This window comes from Shewanella loihica PV-4, from assembly GCF_000016065.1.
GTDB lineage: Bacteria > Pseudomonadota > Gammaproteobacteria > Enterobacterales > Shewanellaceae > Shewanella > Shewanella loihica.
Genome location: NC_009092.1, coordinates 2,570,035 through 2,588,948 on the forward strand (window position 1 = coordinate 2,570,035; position 18,914 = coordinate 2,588,948).

An 18,914-nucleotide genomic window follows, 5' to 3' on the forward strand; every position below is an offset into this window, starting at 1 on the left:
TAAGCCAACTTTTCACGCCCAAGCGACGAGAATTCATCCGGATGCATCCCAACATTTTCCGCCTAATGCACTAAACCATCCTAAAAAATGTTTGTTATTTGTTAAATACATTTGATCAAATGAATATCTTTGTATATAAATGTATATTCAAAGCTGTAAATCTTGCAGAGAAATCCCCCTCAGCAAGGGGAGCGGCGCCATGAGCCTAGCTCATCCCTACCACACACAATAACAACGAGGCACCTGAGCCGGCAGCGGTATAGCAGGATATGCGAGCTGCCAATGCAACAGGAAATCGTGGAGCATATAAGATGAAAATCAGTAAACTAGCAGGCATGATCTCCCTAATCACACTGGGCATCGCCGCCTCGAGTCAGGCAGCAGACAACCGCTATGTGGTTCAAGTCGATAATCAACACAAGGGCATAGTGAAGGCCCTGGCAGTCAAGTCGGGCGCGACAATCGAACTCGACGGTGATGGCTTCTTCGCCGCCAGCTTTAACGCCCAGGATCTCGCCCAGGTCAAAGGCCTGTTAAACAATCCCCATGTGAAGCTGGTCGAGGAAGACCAACGCCGTACCCTGCAGTCACTCTATCAGGATGATGCAGGCGACCCTATGTTGAGCCAACTCACCCCCTATGCCATCTATCAGTCTCAGGCAGATCAAGTTGATTTCGTGCCGGGCGCCGGCATTAAGGTGTGCGTGATCGACTCGGGCCTGGATAGAAGCAACCCTGACTTTAACTGGGGAGCCATCACAGGCGATAACGATTCAGGCACAGGCGATTGGGATGTCAACGGCGGACCTCACGGCACCCACGTTGCCGGTACCATAGGCGCGGCAGACAACGGCATAGGTGTCGTTGGTATGGCACCTGGGGTCGATATGCATATCATCAAGGTCTTTACCGCTAGCGGCTGGGCCTACTCTTCTGATCTGGCTCATGCCACCGACCTCTGTAGCCAGGCGGGCGCCAACATCATCAGCATGAGTCTAGGTGGTGGCGGTGCGAGCAGCATTGAATCTAACGCCTTCGAAGCCTTTACCCAGGCAGGTGGCCTGGTGGTCGCCGCTGCGGGCAACGATGGTAACAACGCCCGCTCCTACCCAGCCGCCTACCCCGCCGTCATGATGGTTGGCGCCAACGATGCCGATAACAATATCGCCAGTTTCTCACAATTTCCTAGCTGTAGCAGTGGCCGAGGCAAACATGCAACCCAAGATGAAATGACCTGCGTAGAAGTCACCGCCGGCGGCGTACAAACGCTGTCTACCTATCCTGCCGAGATGGCCACCATAGCCGCTATGTCGGCGGATGATGTTTTCTTCGAGGCCTCGGCCATGGAAAATATCGGCAGCGCCAGTGGCAGCACCTATTTCATGGGCACGGCCGAAACCTTAGACACCCGAGCCCAGGGAAGTGTCTGCGTTATCGATCGCGGCAACATCTCCTTCCATGACAAGGTCGCCAACTGTGAGGCCTCTGGCGGTATCGGCGCCATCATCGTCAATAACGTCGACGGCATGCTATATGGCACGCTGGGTGACGCCAACAGCACTCAGATTCCCGCCGTGGGTGCGGCGCTCAGTGACCGCACAGCCCTGATTTCAGCGACTCAAGCCTCGGTGTCTATCGCGAGTGGCGATTACGGTTATATGAGCGGCACCTCGATGGCGACCCCTGCCGTGTCGGGCGTAGCGGCACTGGTGTGGTCAAACTTCCCAGAGTGTACTGGTAGCGAGATCCGTCAAGCACTTAAGGCGACCGCCGAAGATCAGGGCATACCTGGACACGATGAGTATTTTGGCTATGGCATAGTCAAGGCCAAGGCGGCTTATGACTATCTGCAAAGCAGTGGTTGTAATGGTCAAGGCGGCACGCCGGGAACCTTTAGCCTAAACGCCGAGTATGAATACGCGCGAGGCAAACACAGGGTTAACCTGACGACGGTCGCGGCATCGAGCCCTAAGGTAGATATCTACCGTAACGAGCAGCTCATCGCCACGGTAGCGGCAAACACCCTCTATACCGATAGCTTTGGTCGCAAGGCGACTGGCAACTTCAACTACAAGGCCTGTGAGGAAAATACCCAGATCTGTACCGAGACCCAAAGCGTCAACTTCTAGTCACGGAGATTTGTCGCTGCAGCCAATCAAGGGCGATTTGGTAAGGTGCTGATAGCCTTAGAGATGAGTGCTGTAGCGGCTGACGCTAGCCATTGAGCAATAGCTCATCAAGCGTGAGCTCATTGGGCACTGTCTCGCTAAGAAAAAGCTCGCTAAGAAAAGGCTCGCTAAGAAAAAGCTCGTAAAGCACAAGCTGATTGAGCACAAACTCGTTAGACACGAGCGACTTAGGCGTAAGTAAATTGAAGGGCGGAGATCATCTCATTTGATCTCTGCCCTTTTTCTCGATTAGACAGAACCCAATTAGCCAGAGCGGGATTAGACAAAGCTCGGCTAGACAAATCTAGGCTAGACAAAGCTCGACTCGACAAATCTCGGCTAGACAGGGCTCGATTAAACAGCGCCCGATTAAGCAACGTTAGTTGAATCCCAGTGTTTGTCGTCTAAGGATTCGTCGATCCTAGTACATTTCCCCAACTCATACACTGCTTCACCACTTCCATACTATATACAGAGCACTCGCCTTCTCAATCGCGTCTATCTCCAATCAAATTCTATTTATTTATAAATATCAGTCTATTGCGAGCACTCAGTCAGATTAACACACAAAAATCTATATACATAAATTCACATTTAAGACGAATTTGTGACATTTTTGATAAACAAATGTTGATCAAAATCAAATCGAGGTATATAAATGTATACATATCGAATACATTTGTATGTGATATAGCCCTATTGAAGACCTCATCAAGTAACTGGGTGCGACAACACTGAGTACTTATAAATTTTATAACAACAGGAGAACAGTTGATGACTACACCCAAGAAATCATCTTCCAAGCTGCTCACAACACTATTAGGTGCCTCACTCTTAACTGGTTTGAGCCCTGTAGCACTGGCCGTAACCAAGGCGCCGCTGAAGGCAATGCCGCAGTACGATAACCAAAGCGTACTAGTCAAGTTCAAACAGAAAGTCACTAAGAAAGATCGTAAGGCGCTGACCCGTAACCTGGGCGTCTCTTTCAAAGATAAGAATAACGACGGCGTGGATGACCGCCTGCGTAACATCGCCAATGGTCGCCTGGCCGTGCTGGATCTGGGCCAGGGTCGCCAGGTAGAGGCCGTCCTCAACAGCCTGAAAAACCACCCTTTAGTTGAATACGCAGAGCCTAACTACATAGTACACACCACTGCGGTGCCCAACGATACTTCATATGCAAGCCTTTACGGCATGCAGAAAATCCAAGCTGAAACGGCCTGGGACTATGTGATCGGTGATTCTTCTGTTGTTGTTGGTGTGATCGACACCGGCTTCGACTTCAACCACCCAGATCTAGCTGACAACATCTGGACCAACCCAAATGAGATCGCGGGCAACGGTATCGATGACGACGGCAACGGCTACATTGATGATATCCACGGTATCTCAGCTATCCTGGATAACGGTAACCCGTCTGATACAGGTGCTCATGGCACTCACGTATCTGGCACTATCGGTGCCAAAGGTAACAACGCCCTGGGTGTTGTCGGGGTAAACTGGCAAACCAACATGGTCGGCTGTAGCTTCCTCGGTACAGGCGGCGGTACCCTAGCCGACGGCGTTCAATGTATCGACTATATGATCGGTCTTAAAAACGCCGGCAACAACGTCCGCGTGCTGAACAACAGCTGGGGTGGCGGTGGCTTCACCCAAACCCTAAAGGATGCCATCTCGGCGGCCAACAATGCCGACATCCTCTTCGTTGCGGCTGCGGGTAACGATTCTGCAGACATAGACAACGGTGGTTTCTACCCTGCCGGTTACGATGTGCCTAACGTAGTAGCGGTAGCCTCTACCGATAGCGCCGACAACCTGTCTGGTTTCTCTAACTATGGCGATCAACTGGTTCACCTGGCTGCACCGGGTTCATTCATCCTGTCAACGACGCCTAATAACAGCTACGACACTTTCAGCGGTACCTCTATGGCGACACCGCACGTAGCCGGCGCCGCAGCGCTGATCCTGGCCGGTAACCCGAACCTGACCACGTCTCAGCTAAAAAGTGTACTCATGAATACTGGTGATGCGCTTACCGCTTTGCAAGGTAAAACCATCTCAGGTAAGCGCCTGAACCTTGCCAACGCCCTGATCGATTCAGGCGGAGCGGGTCCTTCTTTCTTCATGGAAGCAACACCAACTAAATCGACCGTCAACCAAGGCGACAGCCAAGCTTATGCTATCGATCTGGTGGCTGCGGGCGGTTTCAATGGCACAGCGACTATGAGTCTGAGCAGCGTACCTGAGCTCAACGCAGACGTGGTATTTGCTCAAAACCCAGTTGCGGGCGACACCACTAACACAATGACGATCAATACGACCGAGCAAACTGCGCCAGGTACGTACAACATGACGGTCAACGCCACCGACGGCAGCGTTTCTAAAAACATCAACCTGGAGCTGAAAGTATGGCCTCAAGGTACTGTTTCTACTATGTTGACCAGCAACCAAGTCGTGCCTATCAGCGATAACGATCCTTCATTCCCTGCAACCAGCAGCATCAATGTTCCATACGACATGACGCTGACTCAGGTTGAAGTATTTGTTGACATCACCCACGCTTGGGCACCTGACATGCTTGTGTCTGTCATTTCACCAGCCGGCGAAGAAGTCATTCTGCACGACCGTGCGGGCGGCAATGGTACAGGCCTTGTTGGCAACTTTATTCCTACCGAATACGAGCTGGACAACGCATTGGGTGAGTGGACACTGAAAGTTGTTGACGAAGTTGCGGGCGACACGGGCGCTATCAACAGCTGGTCGCTAAAACTGACTGGCGCACCATCGGCAGGCACGGACTTCGTACCAAACGTACAGATAGCGACGCCTGCTAACCAAGGCGCGTACCTGACCGGTGAAACCGTCAGCTTCAGTGCAAGCTCAAACGACACCGAAGACGGCGACCTGACGTCTGGCATCGTTTGGACCTCAAGCATCGACGGCGTGATCGGTAACGGCGCATCGTTCACTAAGTCTAACCTGTCGGTAGGCGACCACGTGATCACCGCGACCTCTACTGATTCAGCGGGCCAGGCTAGCACAGAAACTGTTGAGCTATCTGTTGCCGATGCTAACACTACAGTAAGCGGTGCTAATAGCACGGCAATCGCGATGCCTGAGATGGGCGGCAAGGTATTCACTGAAATCGACCTACCTACCGGCGTTGCTATCGATGCAATCGAAGTCAATGTCGATATCTCGTTCGAATCGGTTCAATACCTGAACGTGTGGCTACAGTCTCCGTCTGGCACCCTAGTTAAACTGGTGACTTGGCGTCAGTTCTGGAACAAAGACCTGGTTAAGACCTTCAACCCGGTTGAATTCGCAGGCGAGTCGAGCATGGGTACATGGCGCCTGTTTGTAGAAGATACCTCTAGCTACATCATGAATGGCGTACTGAACAACTGGAGCATCTCGGTATCTAACGGTGATGCGGTACTTCCACCTCCTGCCGAAAACACAGCGCCTGAATTGACTATCACTGCACCTACTGGTGGCACTAGCTTCAACCTAGGCGACAGCATCACCTTCGAAGGCAGCGCAATTGACGCAGAAGAAGGTAACATCAGTTCACGTATCGACTGGTACTCAAACCTCAACGGTAAGATTGGTACTGGCGGTCTATTCAGCACTAACTCACTAAGCGTTGGCGACCACATAGTGACAGCGGTTGCGTGGGACAATGATGAAGCATTCGACCAGAAGCAAGTATCTCTAACTGTTGTGGACGCTCCGGCTAACGAAGCGCCAGTGGCTGACTTCAGCTTCGCTGCTGAGTTCTTGAACGTACAGTTCTCTGACCTATCAGGTGACACTGACGGTGCGGTCACTACTCACTCTTGGGATTTCGGCGACGGTGCAAGCTCAACGCTAGCTAACCCTTCACACAGCTACGCAGCTGCGGGTACTTACACTGTTACCCTAACTGTAAGCGATGATGACGGCGCCGAGCACTCAGTCACTAAAGAAGTAACTGTAACTGAGCCATCTATCGTACTAGAAGGCAGCGCAAGCAGTGATGGTAGCCGTGTGGTAGCAAGCTTGTCTTGGACTTCGAAGAATAAGGTAAACTTCGATGTATACCGCGACGGTGCCCTAGTAAGCTCTGGTGTAAGAAAAACAAGCTACACAGATCGCTTCAGCTCTAACGCTACTAGCTTCACTTACCAAGTATGTGAAACTGGCACAAGCACCTGTTCTTTAGAGGAAACCATTGTGGCTACTCCTAAGACTAAAGGTAGAAACAAGTAAGTTGTAACCCAGGGAAGGCTCTGCCAAGAGCCTTCCTTTTTTTCTATCTAAATCTAATTTTAGCTAACGCTATCTAACGTTATGAAAAGCAATCACTCCGCCGCTGGATTGACCTACATCCAGGCCGGGCAGACACCCGAGGCACAAGCGGTGAACAACAACCGACTCTCCCTATTCGCGATACTCCTGCTATTTATGCTAACGCCCTTCACCCATGGCTCGAGCGAATTTCGCGCCCATCAGAGCCGCTATGACGACCCACTACTCAATATGGTTGCCGAGGACAGGGAAACGCTTGAAAAGTTTAACGCCCAGAGCAAGGCAACTATCGGCTCAGTAGAGAGGAAAACCAAGCAGATCGACTCTATGTCTCAGGCAATTAAAACGAACACAAAGACCGGAATACCGCTAGCTAGCGAGCATAAGAAGGCTTCAGCCACTCTAGGGGGGGAAGCCGCGGCAACATCGATCGCAAAGCGGAACAAGCCCACGGCGTCAACACAGGGTTTCATGCTATCGGTAAAAGAGCAACGCTTAAGCAGAGCAGCCGGCGAGACCGCGATTTACCACTTCTCGACACTTGTAGACAGGACGCTTGAAGACAAAGCACCTGAAGACAGAGCACTTGAACAGAGAGCGCTTATAGACACTAGCCTTACAGGAACGAGTTTGGTTAGTGAGAAATTAGGGGGACAGATATGCCTGAGCCTGGCCTCCTCGCTTCCCGGCGCCAGGCTCTCTAAGGAAAGGGTTCATCCTGGCGACACATTCAGCCTCTTGGTGCCATCAAATAGTGACGCCCGATGGGGCGACTACATGTTTACCGTGACCGCCTCGGCTGACGGCGGCAATTGGGTCAAGCAGCAAAGTGTCAATCTTAGCCTGCTTCCCGGCGACATACGCGAGATACAGCAGGCCAACTTCACTTGGCATCCCATCACTGACAATGCTCCTGAGGGGATAGTGAGCCGCATCGCCGTCGAAGATGAACTTGCCGCCTTTGGCGTGCGCGTTTTAGTTAATGTCTCCCATACCTGGCACAGGGATCTTAGTATGACTCTCACCTCCCCCACGGGCACAAGCTATCAGTTGGTGAGCGAAAGCCATGCTGGAGGAGACAATCAGCATCGGGAATATCGTACCCAGGCCTTCAATCACGAGGCGATAAAAGGCGACTGGATCCTCAAGGTGAGTGACCTGGCCGCAGGCGACATAGGCACGCTAAGGGGCTGGCAACTTCTCATCTCGGGTTACTCGGCCGCCCAGCCACAAGATATAAGTGCTAGTCCTTAATCCTCCATAGACCAAAGTCCATAGTCCTTGCTGTAACATGAGCCAGATACGTACTGAATCACAGCTGACCAACACCCGAGAATCCTAGCCCTGAAAGCCGCCATTTCGCGCGAGAAAACGCCAATTTTATCGTGCATCTTACATTCACCTTCTTCCAATGAGAACACTCTGTTTTCGCAAAAGAATTAAAGCGAAAAAGCTGTTGTCCCATAGCAGTTCTGCTACAATTTCGCCGTAATTTCCTCCTCTAACATTACATATAAAAATAGTACCCTATGAATCAATCTAATAAAGTTCTAGCCGTTAACGATGATCTGCCCATCCGCACCGACAAGCCGGTACATTCAGGTAAAGTCCGCAGTGTTTATTGGTTAACCGCCGAAGACAGTGCGCGCCTGATCGAGCAGAAAGGTTATGACGTTCCCGCCGACACGCCGCTGGCGATCATGGTGATCAGTGACCGTATCTCTGCCTTCGACTGCATCTGGCAAGGCGAAAACGGCCTCAACGGCGTCCCTGGCAAAGGGGCGGCGCTTAATGCCATCTCTAACCATTGGTTCAAGCTATTTAAAGAGAAAGGCTTAGCAGACAGCCATATTCTGGATGTTCCACATCCTTTCGTGTGGATCGTGCAGAAGGCGCAGCCGGTGATGGTCGAAGCGATCGCCAGACAGTACATCACAGGTTCTATGTGGCGAGCCTACAGCAAGGGCGAGCGCGACTTCTGTGGTATCACACTACCCGAGGGACTGGAGAAGGATCAGAAACTGGAAGAGGTGCTGATCACCCCATCGACCAAAGGCGTACTGACGGGTCTTGAGGGCGTTCCCGAAGCCGATGATGTTAACGTCTCTCGCGCGGATCTGGAGCGTCACCTGGAAGGCTTCAACTTCCACAGCAAGGGCGATATTGACCTTTACGAGAAGCTGCTTAAAGAGGGCTTTGCGGTGATCAGCGAGGCCCTGGCCGAGCAAGATCAGATCTTCGTCGACACCAAATTTGAATTTGGTTACGTGAAAGATGCCAGCGGTCAGGAAAAATTGATCTATATGGATGAAGTCGGCACCCCTGACTCATCACGTATCTGGGACGGTGAAGCCCGTCGCAATGGCAAGATCGTCGAGAAGTCGAAAGAAGGCTTCAGACAATGGCTGCTAAACCACTTCCCAGATCCCGATATTCTGCTCAACAAGGAGCGTATGCCTGAGCGTTTCGCCCTGGCGCGCGACAACAAGCTGCCAACCGAAGTGATGATGGATATCTCTAACACCTACGTAGGCATCGCCGAGACCATCATAGGTCATAAGCTACACCTGAGCGAGAATCCTCGTCAGGAGATCATCGACATCCTGCGCGATGAGTATCAGCTGATCCAAGCCTAATGACGCTAAGCTTCTGATGCTCAACCTGGCATAATTTGCCAGGGCAAGATGAAAGAGCCAGGATTAGCTAAAAACTAAGGCCAGCGTTCAACAGACGCTGGCCTTTTTATGCGTGTTTATCTGCATTTCACCTGAGATTCGATTGGGCCTTTTTATTGGAAAGTCACCCAGAAGTGGTTTCATCATGCTTGAGCTTGAGCCCTAAAAGCCGCTAGCAATGGCATTAAAACCTGCCACAGCTCGCTCATAAGGCAATGATGAAAGAAAATTAATCTGCTAAAGCAGATAGACGCGGCACCTAAAAACTCGATTAATCTTCGCCAATGATTCGCTTTGCCCAAACATGACCAAGATGGAAACTTACCTCAGAGAGAGAAACCTCATCCGCTGTCGGCCGACATAGCTTAGCTCAAATAACGACAGCACATCCATTTAAACGGTTTAACACACAATACCCAATAAAATCAGCACAATACGAGGAGCCCGAAATCACCTCAATCAACTCATGCCTGGATATTCGGTGGTGATAAAAGCTGCAACTCGTCTCTAAAGCACCGCTCGCCGCAACTTCATAAAGCTAAGGCAATGAAATGAACATTAACTAACGAGACACAGACAAGACGGGATCTGGCAACTCAAACCACAGCTCAAAACCCGGCTGCAAGGATGGCCTTAATATTTTCTCACAACTTTATTAATCCAATCTTAAACTTTTGATTTGCCGCGCCCCTGCCCCGCTTGATAAGGTATGGCGGCAATCACATCTTTAGCGCCCCCATGCCTGTTAGGCAGTAAAAAAACGATTGGGCGCCAGCAACAGGGAGAACCCATGCGTAAGTCTATCCTCACTACGGCTATCTTAGCCGGTCTATATCTCACTGGCTGTACACCAGCGAGTCAGGAAGCAATCAATACAGAAGTAGCAAGTACCGAAGCGGCGAAGCCTGCCGTACAGGCGAGTGAAGGCCAAATCAATGCCAGCAACGTACTGCTCAAGAAGAGCGTGTTACAGTATCAGGCGCCTGAGTTTGATAAGATCACCTTCGACGATTATGCCCCCGCCTTCACCCAAGGGATCATAGAGCACGATAAAGAGATCCAGGCGATCATCGACAACCAAGCAGCCGCAGATTTTGACAACACCATAGTTGCCATGGAAAAGTCTGGCAGCCTGCTTACCCGCGTGGCCAAAACCTTCTTTAACCTGGCCAGCGTTAACTCTAACAGCCAGGTACAAACCCTGGAAGCCGAGCTAGCACCTAAGCTGTCTGCGCACTGGGACAACATCTTCTTAAACCCTGAGCTGTTTGCCCGCGTCGAGAGCGTCTACAAGAGCCGCGACAGCCTGAGCGCCGAAGATAAACACTTAGTCGAATATTACTACCTGGCATTCGAGCGCGCCGGTGCCAAGCTATCTGACGCAGATAAAGAGAAGATGCGCGATCTTAACGGTCAGCTCGCCAGCCTGACCACAGAGTTTTCTAAGAACGTTCTCGATTCATTTAAAAACGAAGTGATCATAGTTAAAGACAAGGCGGAGCTCGACGGCCTATCTGACGCCGAAATCGCTACCCTCGCCCAAGCCGCAAAAGATGCCGGCAAAGAGGGATACCTGATCACCCTAGTGAACACCACTCGCCAACCTATCCTCTCCAGCCTGAATAATCGCGAGCTAAGAGAGAAAGTGTGGAAGACCTCGGCAAACCGCGCCATGGCGCTTAACGGCCCAAATATCGTCAAGCAGTCACACCTGCACGCCGAAAAGGCGGCGCTACTTGGCTATGACTCCTGGGCAGCCTACACGGTAGCCGATCAGATGGCCAAGACACCGACGGCCGTGTATGAGATCTTAGATGACCTAGCCCCTAAGGCTGTGGCCAAGGCCAAGCTAGAGGCGGCGGACATCCAGGCGCAGATTAAGGCATCGGGTCAAGACTTCGAACTGGCACCTTGGGACTGGGCCTATTACAGTGAGAAGGTTCGTAAAGCCAAATACGACCTGGATCAGAGCCAGGTCACGCCTTATTTCGAGTTTAACCGCGTCCTCAACGACGGTCTGTTCTTCGCCATGGAGAAACTCTACGGCATCACGGTCAAGCCGCGCAAGGATCTGCCTGTATGGAACCCAGATGTGCTGGCCTATGAGATCTTTAACAAAGACAAGAGCTCTATCGGCATCTTCTATCTGGACCCTTATGCCAGAGAAGGTAAGAACGGTGGCGCCTGGATGGATGAGTTCGTAACCCAAAGCGGCCTACTAGGCACTAAGCCTGTGGTCTACAATGCGCTGAACATTCCAAAGCCGGCTTCAGGCCCAACCCTGATGACCTATGATGAAGTGAGCACCATGTTCCACGAGTTCGGTCACGCTGTGCATGGTCTCTTCTCTCAGGTGAAATACCCAAGTGTGGCGGGTACGGCTACCCCGAGAGACTTCGTCGAATTCCCATCACAGGCCAACGAAGACTGGTCAATCGATCCTGAAGTCCTGGCCAACTACGCCAAGCACTATCAGACCGGCGAGCCTATCCCTGCCGAGCTGCTGAAGAAGGTCCTGGCGGCGAGCAAGTTTGGACAAGGCTTCGATACTACAGAGTATCTGGCGGCGGCCATCCTGGACATGGAGTGGCACTCAATTGGTGTCGATGCCAAGATCGACGACGTGGCTAAGTTTGAGCAGCAAGCTCTGGCTAAACACGGCATCGACTTTGCGCCTATCCCACCTCGCTACAAGTCAGCCTACTTTAGCCATGCATTCGCCGGCGGCTATTCGGCAGGCTACTACGCCTACCTGTGGACCGAGGTCTTTGCGGCAGACGCCTTCGACTTCATGAGCCACAACGGCGGCCTGTCACTGGAGAACGGCAACAAGTTCCGCGACAACGTGCTGTCTAAAGGTAACAGTGAAGATCTGATGCAGGACTACATCAAGTTCACCGGCAGAAAGCCAACCGTGGATGCCCTGCTAAAACACAGAGGCCTAACGGAATAAGTCTGAATTTCAGGCATTAAAAAGCGGCTCATAGAGCCGCTTTTTTTATCGCTATCTGCTTCAGCGTAATCGTATCCCTAACTCTAACGCTAACCGCAAAGCACTAACTTTAAGAGCTAGTAGAGAGAGGCTTCGCCCGGCGGACGGGTACGCAGGAGTTTGAGGAACCACATATATTGCTCTGGATAGGCGTTTATCACCTGCTCCACCGCACGGTTTAATGCTAAGGCCTCATTCTCCTTGCCTTGCATCTCCTCGGGTGAGATGGGCGGCAGTACCGTTAGCAGATACTGACGCTTTTGCTGATCATAGCCAATCTTCACCGGCATCACCTGAGCATTACCGGCCGAGGCAAGACGCCCCACTACAGGCAGAGTAGCCTTAACAGTGCCTAGAAATGGCGCGAAGACACTCTTCTCAGGGCCTAAGTCTTCATCTGGCAGATAGAAGAAGCTGTTATCGTTTTTCAGCTCAGACAGGAGCGCACGTATACCCGCCTCGCGCATATAGACGTTGCCGCCCTTGGAGCTTCGCATGCGGTTATTGAACCAGTCGAACAACTTGTTACGATGAGCCTTGGCCATGGTCACCATGGGGAGCTCCAGGTTCAACCTGAGCCCAGCATATTCTATGCCCCATACATGGGGCATGATGAAGATCACCGGCTGACCGGCATCACGAGCGCGCTGCACATGCTCGAAGCCGTCAAGCTGGACGCGGCGACGCAGATTAGCATCTGAGCGCAGCAACAGCTCTGACTGCGCCAACAGGATCAATACAAAACTCTCGATATTCTCATCGAGTAGCTTATCGATCTCAGCCTTTGATTTATCCGGGAAACAGGTCTCCAGGTTTGCCCTAGCCACCTTGAGAGGCTTCTTGGCGATCTTCTTCACCAGACGCGCAAGCAGGCGCGCTATCGGATCCCTTAGCCAGGCGGGCATCAGGCCGAAAAACACCAGCACCCCTATAGCAAACCAGGTGGGCCAATGCTTAGGATGTAATAACTCGGCGCGAAAGCGGCGATCGAAATACTTAGGTTTTCTAGACAAGAGTACAACCTCTTACTCATCCAGCGCCTGTGACCACACAGGCATAAACAACAGATAACCAGTTCAGAAGAAACAGAAAAAGCCACTCAAGGAGTGGCCTTCTCTATGTATTAAGTCGGATTATTTACCGGCGTTAGCCTCTTCAACACGACTCTTAAGTTTCTGTCCTGGACGGAAAGTCACCACGCGGCGAGCAGAAATCGGGATATCCTCGCCTGTTTTAGGGTTGCGACCCGGTCTTTGATTTTTGTCCCTTAGGTCAAAGTTGCCAAAGCCAGATAACTTGACCTGCTCACCGTTCTCGAGGGCTTGACGAATTTCTTCGAAAAATGCCTCAACCATCTCTTTCGCAACTCGCTTGTTAATACCAAGCGTTTCAAAAAGATGTTCTGCCATTTCGGCTTTGGTAAGTGCCATACTTTTAATCCCTCAACAGTGCGTTGAACTCGGTCTTGAGTTCAGAAACTACTTTTTCTACCATTTCAGCAATTTCTTTCTCTTCAAGTGTACGAGCGTTGTCTTGTAGTGTAAGTGCAATCGCCAGACTCTTTTTACCTGGTTCAACACCTTTACCTTGGTATACATCGAACAAGTTTAAGCCAACCAACTGATTTTCGCCAACTTTTCTTATCAAATTTACAACATTTCCTGCCGAGACATCTTCATCAACCAGGATGGCAATGTCACGTCGGTTTGCTGGAAACTTAGACACAGTCTGGGCTTGCGGCAAACTTGCGTGCAATAAGGCGTCTAATTCGAGCTCGAATACGATGGTTTTACCATTTAAGCCGAAGGGCTTTTCCAGGCTCGGATGGACGGCACCAATGACACCAATCACACGATCATTTCTTAAGATTTCAGCACATTGCCCCGGATGAAGCGCCGGATGAGATGCTTTTTTAAAAGTAAATTCATCCTCTGAAACTGTCAAGCCGATAATGGCTTCCAGATCGCCCTTAAGGTCGAAAAAGTCTACAGTTTTTGATTCCATCGACCAATGTTCGTCATTTTGGTTACCGGCAATGACGGCACCTAGCATAGCCTGCTGACGCACACCCGATTCGGCGTTGGCATCTGGCACGAAACGCAGACCGGTTTCAAACAGGCGAACACGGTTTTGCTGGCGGCTCTGGTTGTAGCCCACGGCAGTCAACAGACCGGTGAACATAGACAAACGCATGGCCGACATCTCAACCGAGATAGGATTTGGCAGCACCATAGCATCGCTGCCCGGATGCACCAGTTGCTGCAGCTTAGGATCGACGAAGCTGTAGGTCACGGCTTCCTGGAAGCCACGGGCCACCATCATGGCGCGTACGCGCTTAAGGTCGATATCTGACTCATTGTGTAGAGGCATGCTTAGGGCCGCTACTGGCGCAACATTCGGAATGTTGTTGTAGCCATAGATGCGGGCAACCTCTTCGATAAGATCTTCTTCGATCGCCATATCGAAACGGTAAGTCGCAGTAACAACCTGCCAGTTGTCATCCACACGTGATACGCCAAAACCAAGACGCTCAAGGATCTCGGTGACATCGGCATCTGCAATATGATGGCCGAGCACGCGATCTAGCTTGCTGCGACGCAGCAGTATGTTGGCAGGCTGAGGCAGATGCTCGTCGGCCTTAGACTCAACCACAGGGCCGGCTTCGCCGCCACAGATCTCTAGCACCAGGCGCGTAGCACGGTCGATCACCTTATGTTGTAGCTCAGGGTCGACGCCACGCTCGAAGCGATGTGACGAGTCAGTGTGCAGGCCAAGACGACGTGATTTACCCATGATCGCCAGCGGCGCAAAGAAGGCGCACTCCAGCAGGATATCTTGGGTCTCACCGGTCACACCCGAGTACTCGCCACCAAACACACCAGCCAAGGCCAGAGGTTGGCTGTTATCGGCGATAACCAGGGTATCGTTTGGTACGGTAATTTCGTTGCCATCGAGAAGAGTCAGCTTCTCCTCACCATCACCCAGACGGATCTGGATCTTGCCGTCGATCTTCGCCAAGTCGAAGGCGTGCATCGGCTGGCCGAACTCGATCAACACATAGTTGGTGATGTCGACGATAGGATCGATAGAGCGAATGCCGCTGCGACGTAGTTTTTCCTGCATCCAGAGTGGCGACTGCGCCTTAACGTTAACGTTTTTCACCACACGACCCAGGTAGCGTGGACAGGCGCTAGGAGCCTGGTTGTCGATCTCGATAGCATCTTCGATGCTAGGGGTGACCGCTTCCCATGTCGGGGCAACAACCGCTTGACGGTTAAGTACACCCACTTCGCGGGCCAGACCCACCATGCCAAGACAGTCGGCGCGGTTAGCGGTCAGATCGACATCGATCACCACGTCATTAAGGTCCAGGTACTCACGTACGTCTTGACCGATAGGCGCATCGAGCGGCAGCTCGATAATGCCGTCGCTCTCGATGTCGATACCCAGCTCGCCATAGGAGCAGAGCATGCCAAATGATGGCTGACCACGTAGCTTGGCCTTCTTGATCTTAAAGTCGCCCGGCAATACCGCGCCCACCATAGCCACGGCCACTTTCAGGCCCAGACGGCAGTTTGGTGCGCCGCAGACGATATCGATCAACTCATCCTGACCGACATTAATCTTAGTGACACGTAGCTTGTCGGCGTCAGGGTGCTGGCCGCATTCGACCACCTCACCCACGATAACGCCTGAAAAATCACCGGCTACCGGGTCGACACCGTCGACTTCCAGACCCGCCATGGTGATCTGATGTGACAAATCGTCACGGCTAATACTTGGATTGACCCACTCACGAAGCCAAGACTCACTGAATTTCATTATTTACTCGCTCCGTTATTTGAATTGCTTAAGAAAACGTAGGTCGTTTTCGAAGAAAGAACGCAGGTCATTAACCCCATAACGCAACATAGAGAGACGCTCTACCCCCATACCGAAGGCGAAACCTTGGTACTTCTCAGGGTCGATGCCAACGCTGCGCAGGACATTAGGGTGAACCATGCCGCAACCCAAGACTTCTAACCACTTGCCGTTTTTACCCATTACATCCACTTCGGCTGAAGGCTCTGTAAATGGGAAGTAAGAGGGACGGAAGCGTACTTGTAGATCTTCTTCGAAGAAGTTACGCAGGAAATCATGCAAGATCCCTTTCAACTCCGCGAAGTTAACATTTTCATCGACGAACAGACCTTCTACCTGATGGAACATAGGCGTGTGGGTCTGATCATAGTCGTTACGGTAAACGCGGCCCGGAGAGATGATACGCAGCGGCGGCTTTTCCGTTTCCATGGTGCGGATCTGCACGCCCGAGGTTTGGGTACGCAGCATCAGCTTAGGATTAAAGTAGAAGGTATCGTGATCGGCACGTGCCGGATGATGCTCAGAAATGTTGAGCGCATCGAAGTTATGGAAATCGTCCTCGATCTCTGGCCCCTGCTTTACGCTGAATCCCAGCTCACCAAAGAAGGTTTCGATACGTTCGATGGTACGGGTCACAGGATGCAGGCCACCATTGTCGATGCGACGTCCAGGTAGGGTCACGTCGATGCTTTCGGCGCTCAGCTTAGCTTCGAGCTCCTGAGCCTTTAAGCCTTCGATACGCTCAGACAGCTTTTGCTGTACCGCTTGCTTCGCCTGATTGACCGCCTGACCAAAGGCTGGCTTCTCCTCTGGACTCAGCTTACCCATCATCTTCATCATGTCGGTGATCTTACCTTTCTTACCCAGGTAATCGACACGAAGGTCATCGAGGGCTTTCAGATCATCTGTCCCTTCGATTGCCTGTAAGGCCTGTTCTACGATTTCTGTTAACTCTGACATCATCTCTTCCAGTACGCCCGCCCTCACGCTGAGAGCCAAGACTTTCTATATGCTGACTATTTAATCTTTACGAAAATAGAAAAAGAGACAAATTTTACGTGACCATAAGACGTTTGACTAGGGCTTATTTGGTATTTTTCTAACGAAATCCGTGAGAAAAGGCCAAGCTGGCTAAGCATCAAACTCAGATAGGCTAAAAAGCCATCCCAAAATGTAATTTTGATTCGCCGCGATCACACCAAGCATGTACACTTGAGCCGTACCTTATTTAACAATAACGATAAAATCCCAGTACAAATAAACAACAAACAAACGCCCTGAGGCAAAATTCTCGTTAAGTAATCACTTAGCGATCCGATAACGAGATCATCCCCAGGCGGCAGAGAAAAGCTATGAGAGAAGTAAAGTTTCGATGGATAGATCAGTATCTTATCCATATGACCCTGAAAACCAAATTTACCATTCTGGCCATCATCCCCATCATTACCCTCATGGGGCTTTCCTATATCCTCTATGGGCAGTTCAATAGCCAGATTAAGCAGAGTCACCAGCAGAGTGCCTTGGCTGACGCCCAGAAGATGGTGGAGCTTATCGACCTGAGCCTTAAGTACGTGCCAGACGACAAGGCGGCGAGCTTTAAGCAGGAACTGGTCAGTGCCGGCTTTGCCGATACGCAATCGTCCCTCAACGCCAAGACAAGCCGCCTGGTACATGCCGGTGGTGGCACCTTAATGCAAGGGGACAGCCTGACAGCCCATAGCCGCGCCTCAAGCGCTAACCTGGTTGCCAAGACAGAAGTGACAGATCTCGACCAGGTACTGAGCTCGGCTCAGAGCGTGGTCATCATCAGCCTGGTGGCGCTTATCTTTGTTATCCTGCTAAGCAGCTACTATATCTCCACCTTCGTCGGCGGCGCCCTCTACACCAACGTGATGGCACTTAAACGCGCGGCCGATGGCGATCTCACCGGACGACTGAACTTCTTCGAGGTAAAAGATGAGTTCAGCATCCTGGCGGTGAGCATAGACACACTCGTCGAACGTCAGCATCAGCTGGTGAGCCGTATGACTCAGGCCAGCAGCCAGATCCGCACCGTAGTGCAGGCCTTCAGACAGACGGCCCAAGAGGGACAAACTCTGGCCGCCGAGCAGCGTCAGCATCTGGATTCACTGGCCACGGCAATGGAGGAGATGACCGCCGCGGTGAAAGAGGTGGCCCGCAACGCCGAGCAATCTTCTAACGAGACCCAAGAGGCCAACCAACAGGTTGAGGCGGGCTCGAAAGATATCGCCATCACGGTTCAAGCCATTGGCGATCTTGCCAACGAGATTGGCGACGCCTCGACGGCGGTGAATACCCTGAACGACAACGCCGCCAAGATCGACGAGGTGGTCACCACCATCAACGCCATCTCAGAGCAGACCAACCTATTGGCGCTCAACGCTGCCATCGAAGCGGCCCGCGCCGGTGAGCAGGGTCGCGGCTTTGCCGTGGTCGCCGATGAGGTCAGAACCCTGGCCGGGCGCACCCAGGCCGCCACGGTTGAGATCAAGTCGATGATCGAGGCATTGCAGACAGGCTCTCACGCACTCACCCAAGTGATGAAACGCACGGTCGAGAAGGCCCAGGACGGCAAGCAGCATGTGCTGGAGACAGGTGAGGATCTCAAGGCCATCGCCCATCACAGCGAGCGGGTATACGAGATGAGCGTACTGATCGCCACCTCGGCCGAGGAGCAATCGGCGGTCGCCAACGAGATCGCCACCAACCTGATGGAGATCCGCAACCAGTCTCACGACGTGGAACAGTCTGCCAACCAGTCTGTCTCAGGCTGCGACGAGCTGCACGCCACCGCCGAACAGCTGGATCAGCTATTGGTTGGACTGAAAGTCTAGTCACTAATGCTCTAGTCACTAAAAGCTAGTCACTTTAACGGCTTAGGGAGGCAACTCGTCACCCTAAGCCGAC

The 18,914-nt window shown here is 51.9% G+C and carries 11 protein-coding genes; 7 read left to right on the forward strand and 4 right to left on the reverse strand.

The features are described from left to right. Positions 1 to 311 precede the first annotated feature (311 nt). The 6 genes from SHEW_RS11445 to SHEW_RS11465 all read left to right on the forward strand — a co-directional run bounded on the left by SHEW_RS11445 (position 312) and on the right by SHEW_RS11465 (position 12,086). Positions 312 to 2,129 carry a S8 family serine peptidase gene (locus SHEW_RS11445; protein WP_011866006.1) on the forward strand — a complete coding sequence of 606 codons (1,818 nt, stop codon included), beginning with the start codon at positions 312 to 314 and terminating at the stop codon, positions 2,127 to 2,129. Between the two features lie 258 nt (positions 2,130 to 2,387). Continuing rightward, positions 2,388 to 2,555, forward strand: a complete 168-nt coding sequence (locus SHEW_RS21035) for a pentapeptide repeat-containing protein (protein ID WP_223294814.1) — start codon at positions 2,388 to 2,390, stop codon at positions 2,553 to 2,555. A gap of 387 nt (positions 2,556 to 2,942) precedes the next feature. Further along, on the forward strand, positions 2,943 to 6,419 hold the full coding sequence (locus tag SHEW_RS11450; RefSeq protein ID WP_011866007.1) for a S8 family serine peptidase: 3,477 nt from the start codon (positions 2,943 to 2,945) through the stop codon (positions 6,417 to 6,419). Positions 6,420 to 6,500: 81 nt separating this feature from the next. Next, positions 6,501 to 7,712 carry a proprotein convertase P-domain-containing protein gene (locus SHEW_RS11455; protein WP_011866008.1) on the forward strand — a complete coding sequence of 404 codons (1,212 nt, stop codon included), beginning with the start codon at positions 6,501 to 6,503 and terminating at the stop codon, positions 7,710 to 7,712. 275 nt (positions 7,713 to 7,987) lie between these two features. Continuing rightward, positions 7,988 to 9,094 (forward strand): phosphoribosylaminoimidazolesuccinocarboxamide synthase, encoded by a 1,107-nt coding sequence (locus SHEW_RS11460; protein ID WP_011866009.1) that lies wholly within the window; start codon positions 7,988 to 7,990, stop codon positions 9,092 to 9,094. A gap of 829 nt (positions 9,095 to 9,923) precedes the next feature. Further along, positions 9,924 to 12,086, forward strand: a complete 2,163-nt coding sequence (locus SHEW_RS11465; protein WP_011866010.1) for a M3 family metallopeptidase — start codon at positions 9,924 to 9,926, stop codon at positions 12,084 to 12,086. 116 nt (positions 12,087 to 12,202) lie between these two features. On the opposite strand, the gene lpxM is transcribed toward SHEW_RS11465, so the two are convergent. The 4 genes from lpxM to pheS all read right to left on the reverse strand — a co-directional run bounded on the left by lpxM (position 12,203) and on the right by pheS (position 16,946). Next, the gene (lpxM, locus tag SHEW_RS11470) at positions 12,203 to 13,138 is read right to left on the reverse strand and encodes a lauroyl-Kdo(2)-lipid IV(A) myristoyltransferase (RefSeq protein ID WP_011866011.1); all 936 of its coding nucleotides are present in this window, start codon (positions 13,136 to 13,138) and stop codon (positions 12,203 to 12,205) included. A 120-nt stretch (positions 13,139 to 13,258) separates the two neighbouring features. Then, positions 13,259 to 13,555, reverse strand: coding sequence for an integration host factor subunit alpha (gene ihfA, locus SHEW_RS11475; RefSeq protein ID WP_011866012.1), 297 nt, complete (start codon positions 13,553 to 13,555; stop codon positions 13,259 to 13,261). A gap of 4 nt (positions 13,556 to 13,559) precedes the next feature. Continuing rightward, positions 13,560 to 15,947: a phenylalanine--tRNA ligase subunit beta gene (gene pheT / locus SHEW_RS11480; protein WP_011866013.1), complete on the reverse strand. Its 2,388-nt coding sequence runs from the start codon at positions 15,945 to 15,947 to the stop codon at positions 13,560 to 13,562. 15 nt (positions 15,948 to 15,962) lie between these two features. Then, a complete protein-coding gene (gene pheS / locus SHEW_RS11485; RefSeq protein WP_041407220.1) occupies positions 15,963 to 16,946 on the reverse strand; it encodes a phenylalanine--tRNA ligase subunit alpha in 984 nt (327 codons plus the stop codon). A 392-nt stretch (positions 16,947 to 17,338) separates the two neighbouring features. Between pheS and SHEW_RS11490 the strand changes: the two genes are divergently transcribed. After that, a complete protein-coding gene (locus SHEW_RS11490; RefSeq protein ID WP_011866015.1) occupies positions 17,339 to 18,841 on the forward strand; it encodes a methyl-accepting chemotaxis protein in 1,503 nt (500 codons plus the stop codon). Positions 18,842 to 18,914: the final 73 nt, after the last annotated feature.

Excerpts from the sequence above, each read along its gene's own strand:
- pheS (WP_041407220.1), bottom strand. The coding sequence starts at position 16,946 with ATGTCAGAGTTAACAGAAATCGTAGAACAGGCCTTACAGGCAATCGAA.
- pheT (WP_011866013.1), bottom strand. The coding sequence starts at position 15,947 with ATGAAATTCAGTGAGTCTTGGCTTCGTGAGTGGGTCAATCCAAGTATT.
- SHEW_RS11490 (WP_011866015.1), top strand. The coding sequence starts at position 17,339 with ATGAGAGAAGTAAAGTTTCGATGGATAGATCAGTATCTTATCCATATG.
- SHEW_RS11455 (WP_011866008.1), top strand. The coding sequence starts at position 6,501 with ATGAAAAGCAATCACTCCGCCGCTGGATTGACCTACATCCAGGCCGGG.
- SHEW_RS11465 (WP_011866010.1), top strand. The coding sequence starts at position 9,924 with ATGCGTAAGTCTATCCTCACTACGGCTATCTTAGCCGGTCTATATCTC.
- SHEW_RS11460 (WP_011866009.1), top strand. The coding sequence starts at position 7,988 with ATGAATCAATCTAATAAAGTTCTAGCCGTTAACGATGATCTGCCCATC.
- SHEW_RS11445 (WP_011866006.1), top strand. The coding sequence starts at position 312 with ATGAAAATCAGTAAACTAGCAGGCATGATCTCCCTAATCACACTGGGC.
- SHEW_RS11450 (WP_011866007.1), top strand. The coding sequence starts at position 2,943 with ATGACTACACCCAAGAAATCATCTTCCAAGCTGCTCACAACACTATTA.
- ihfA (WP_011866012.1), bottom strand. The coding sequence starts at position 13,555 with ATGGCACTTACCAAAGCCGAAATGGCAGAACATCTTTTTGAAACGCTT.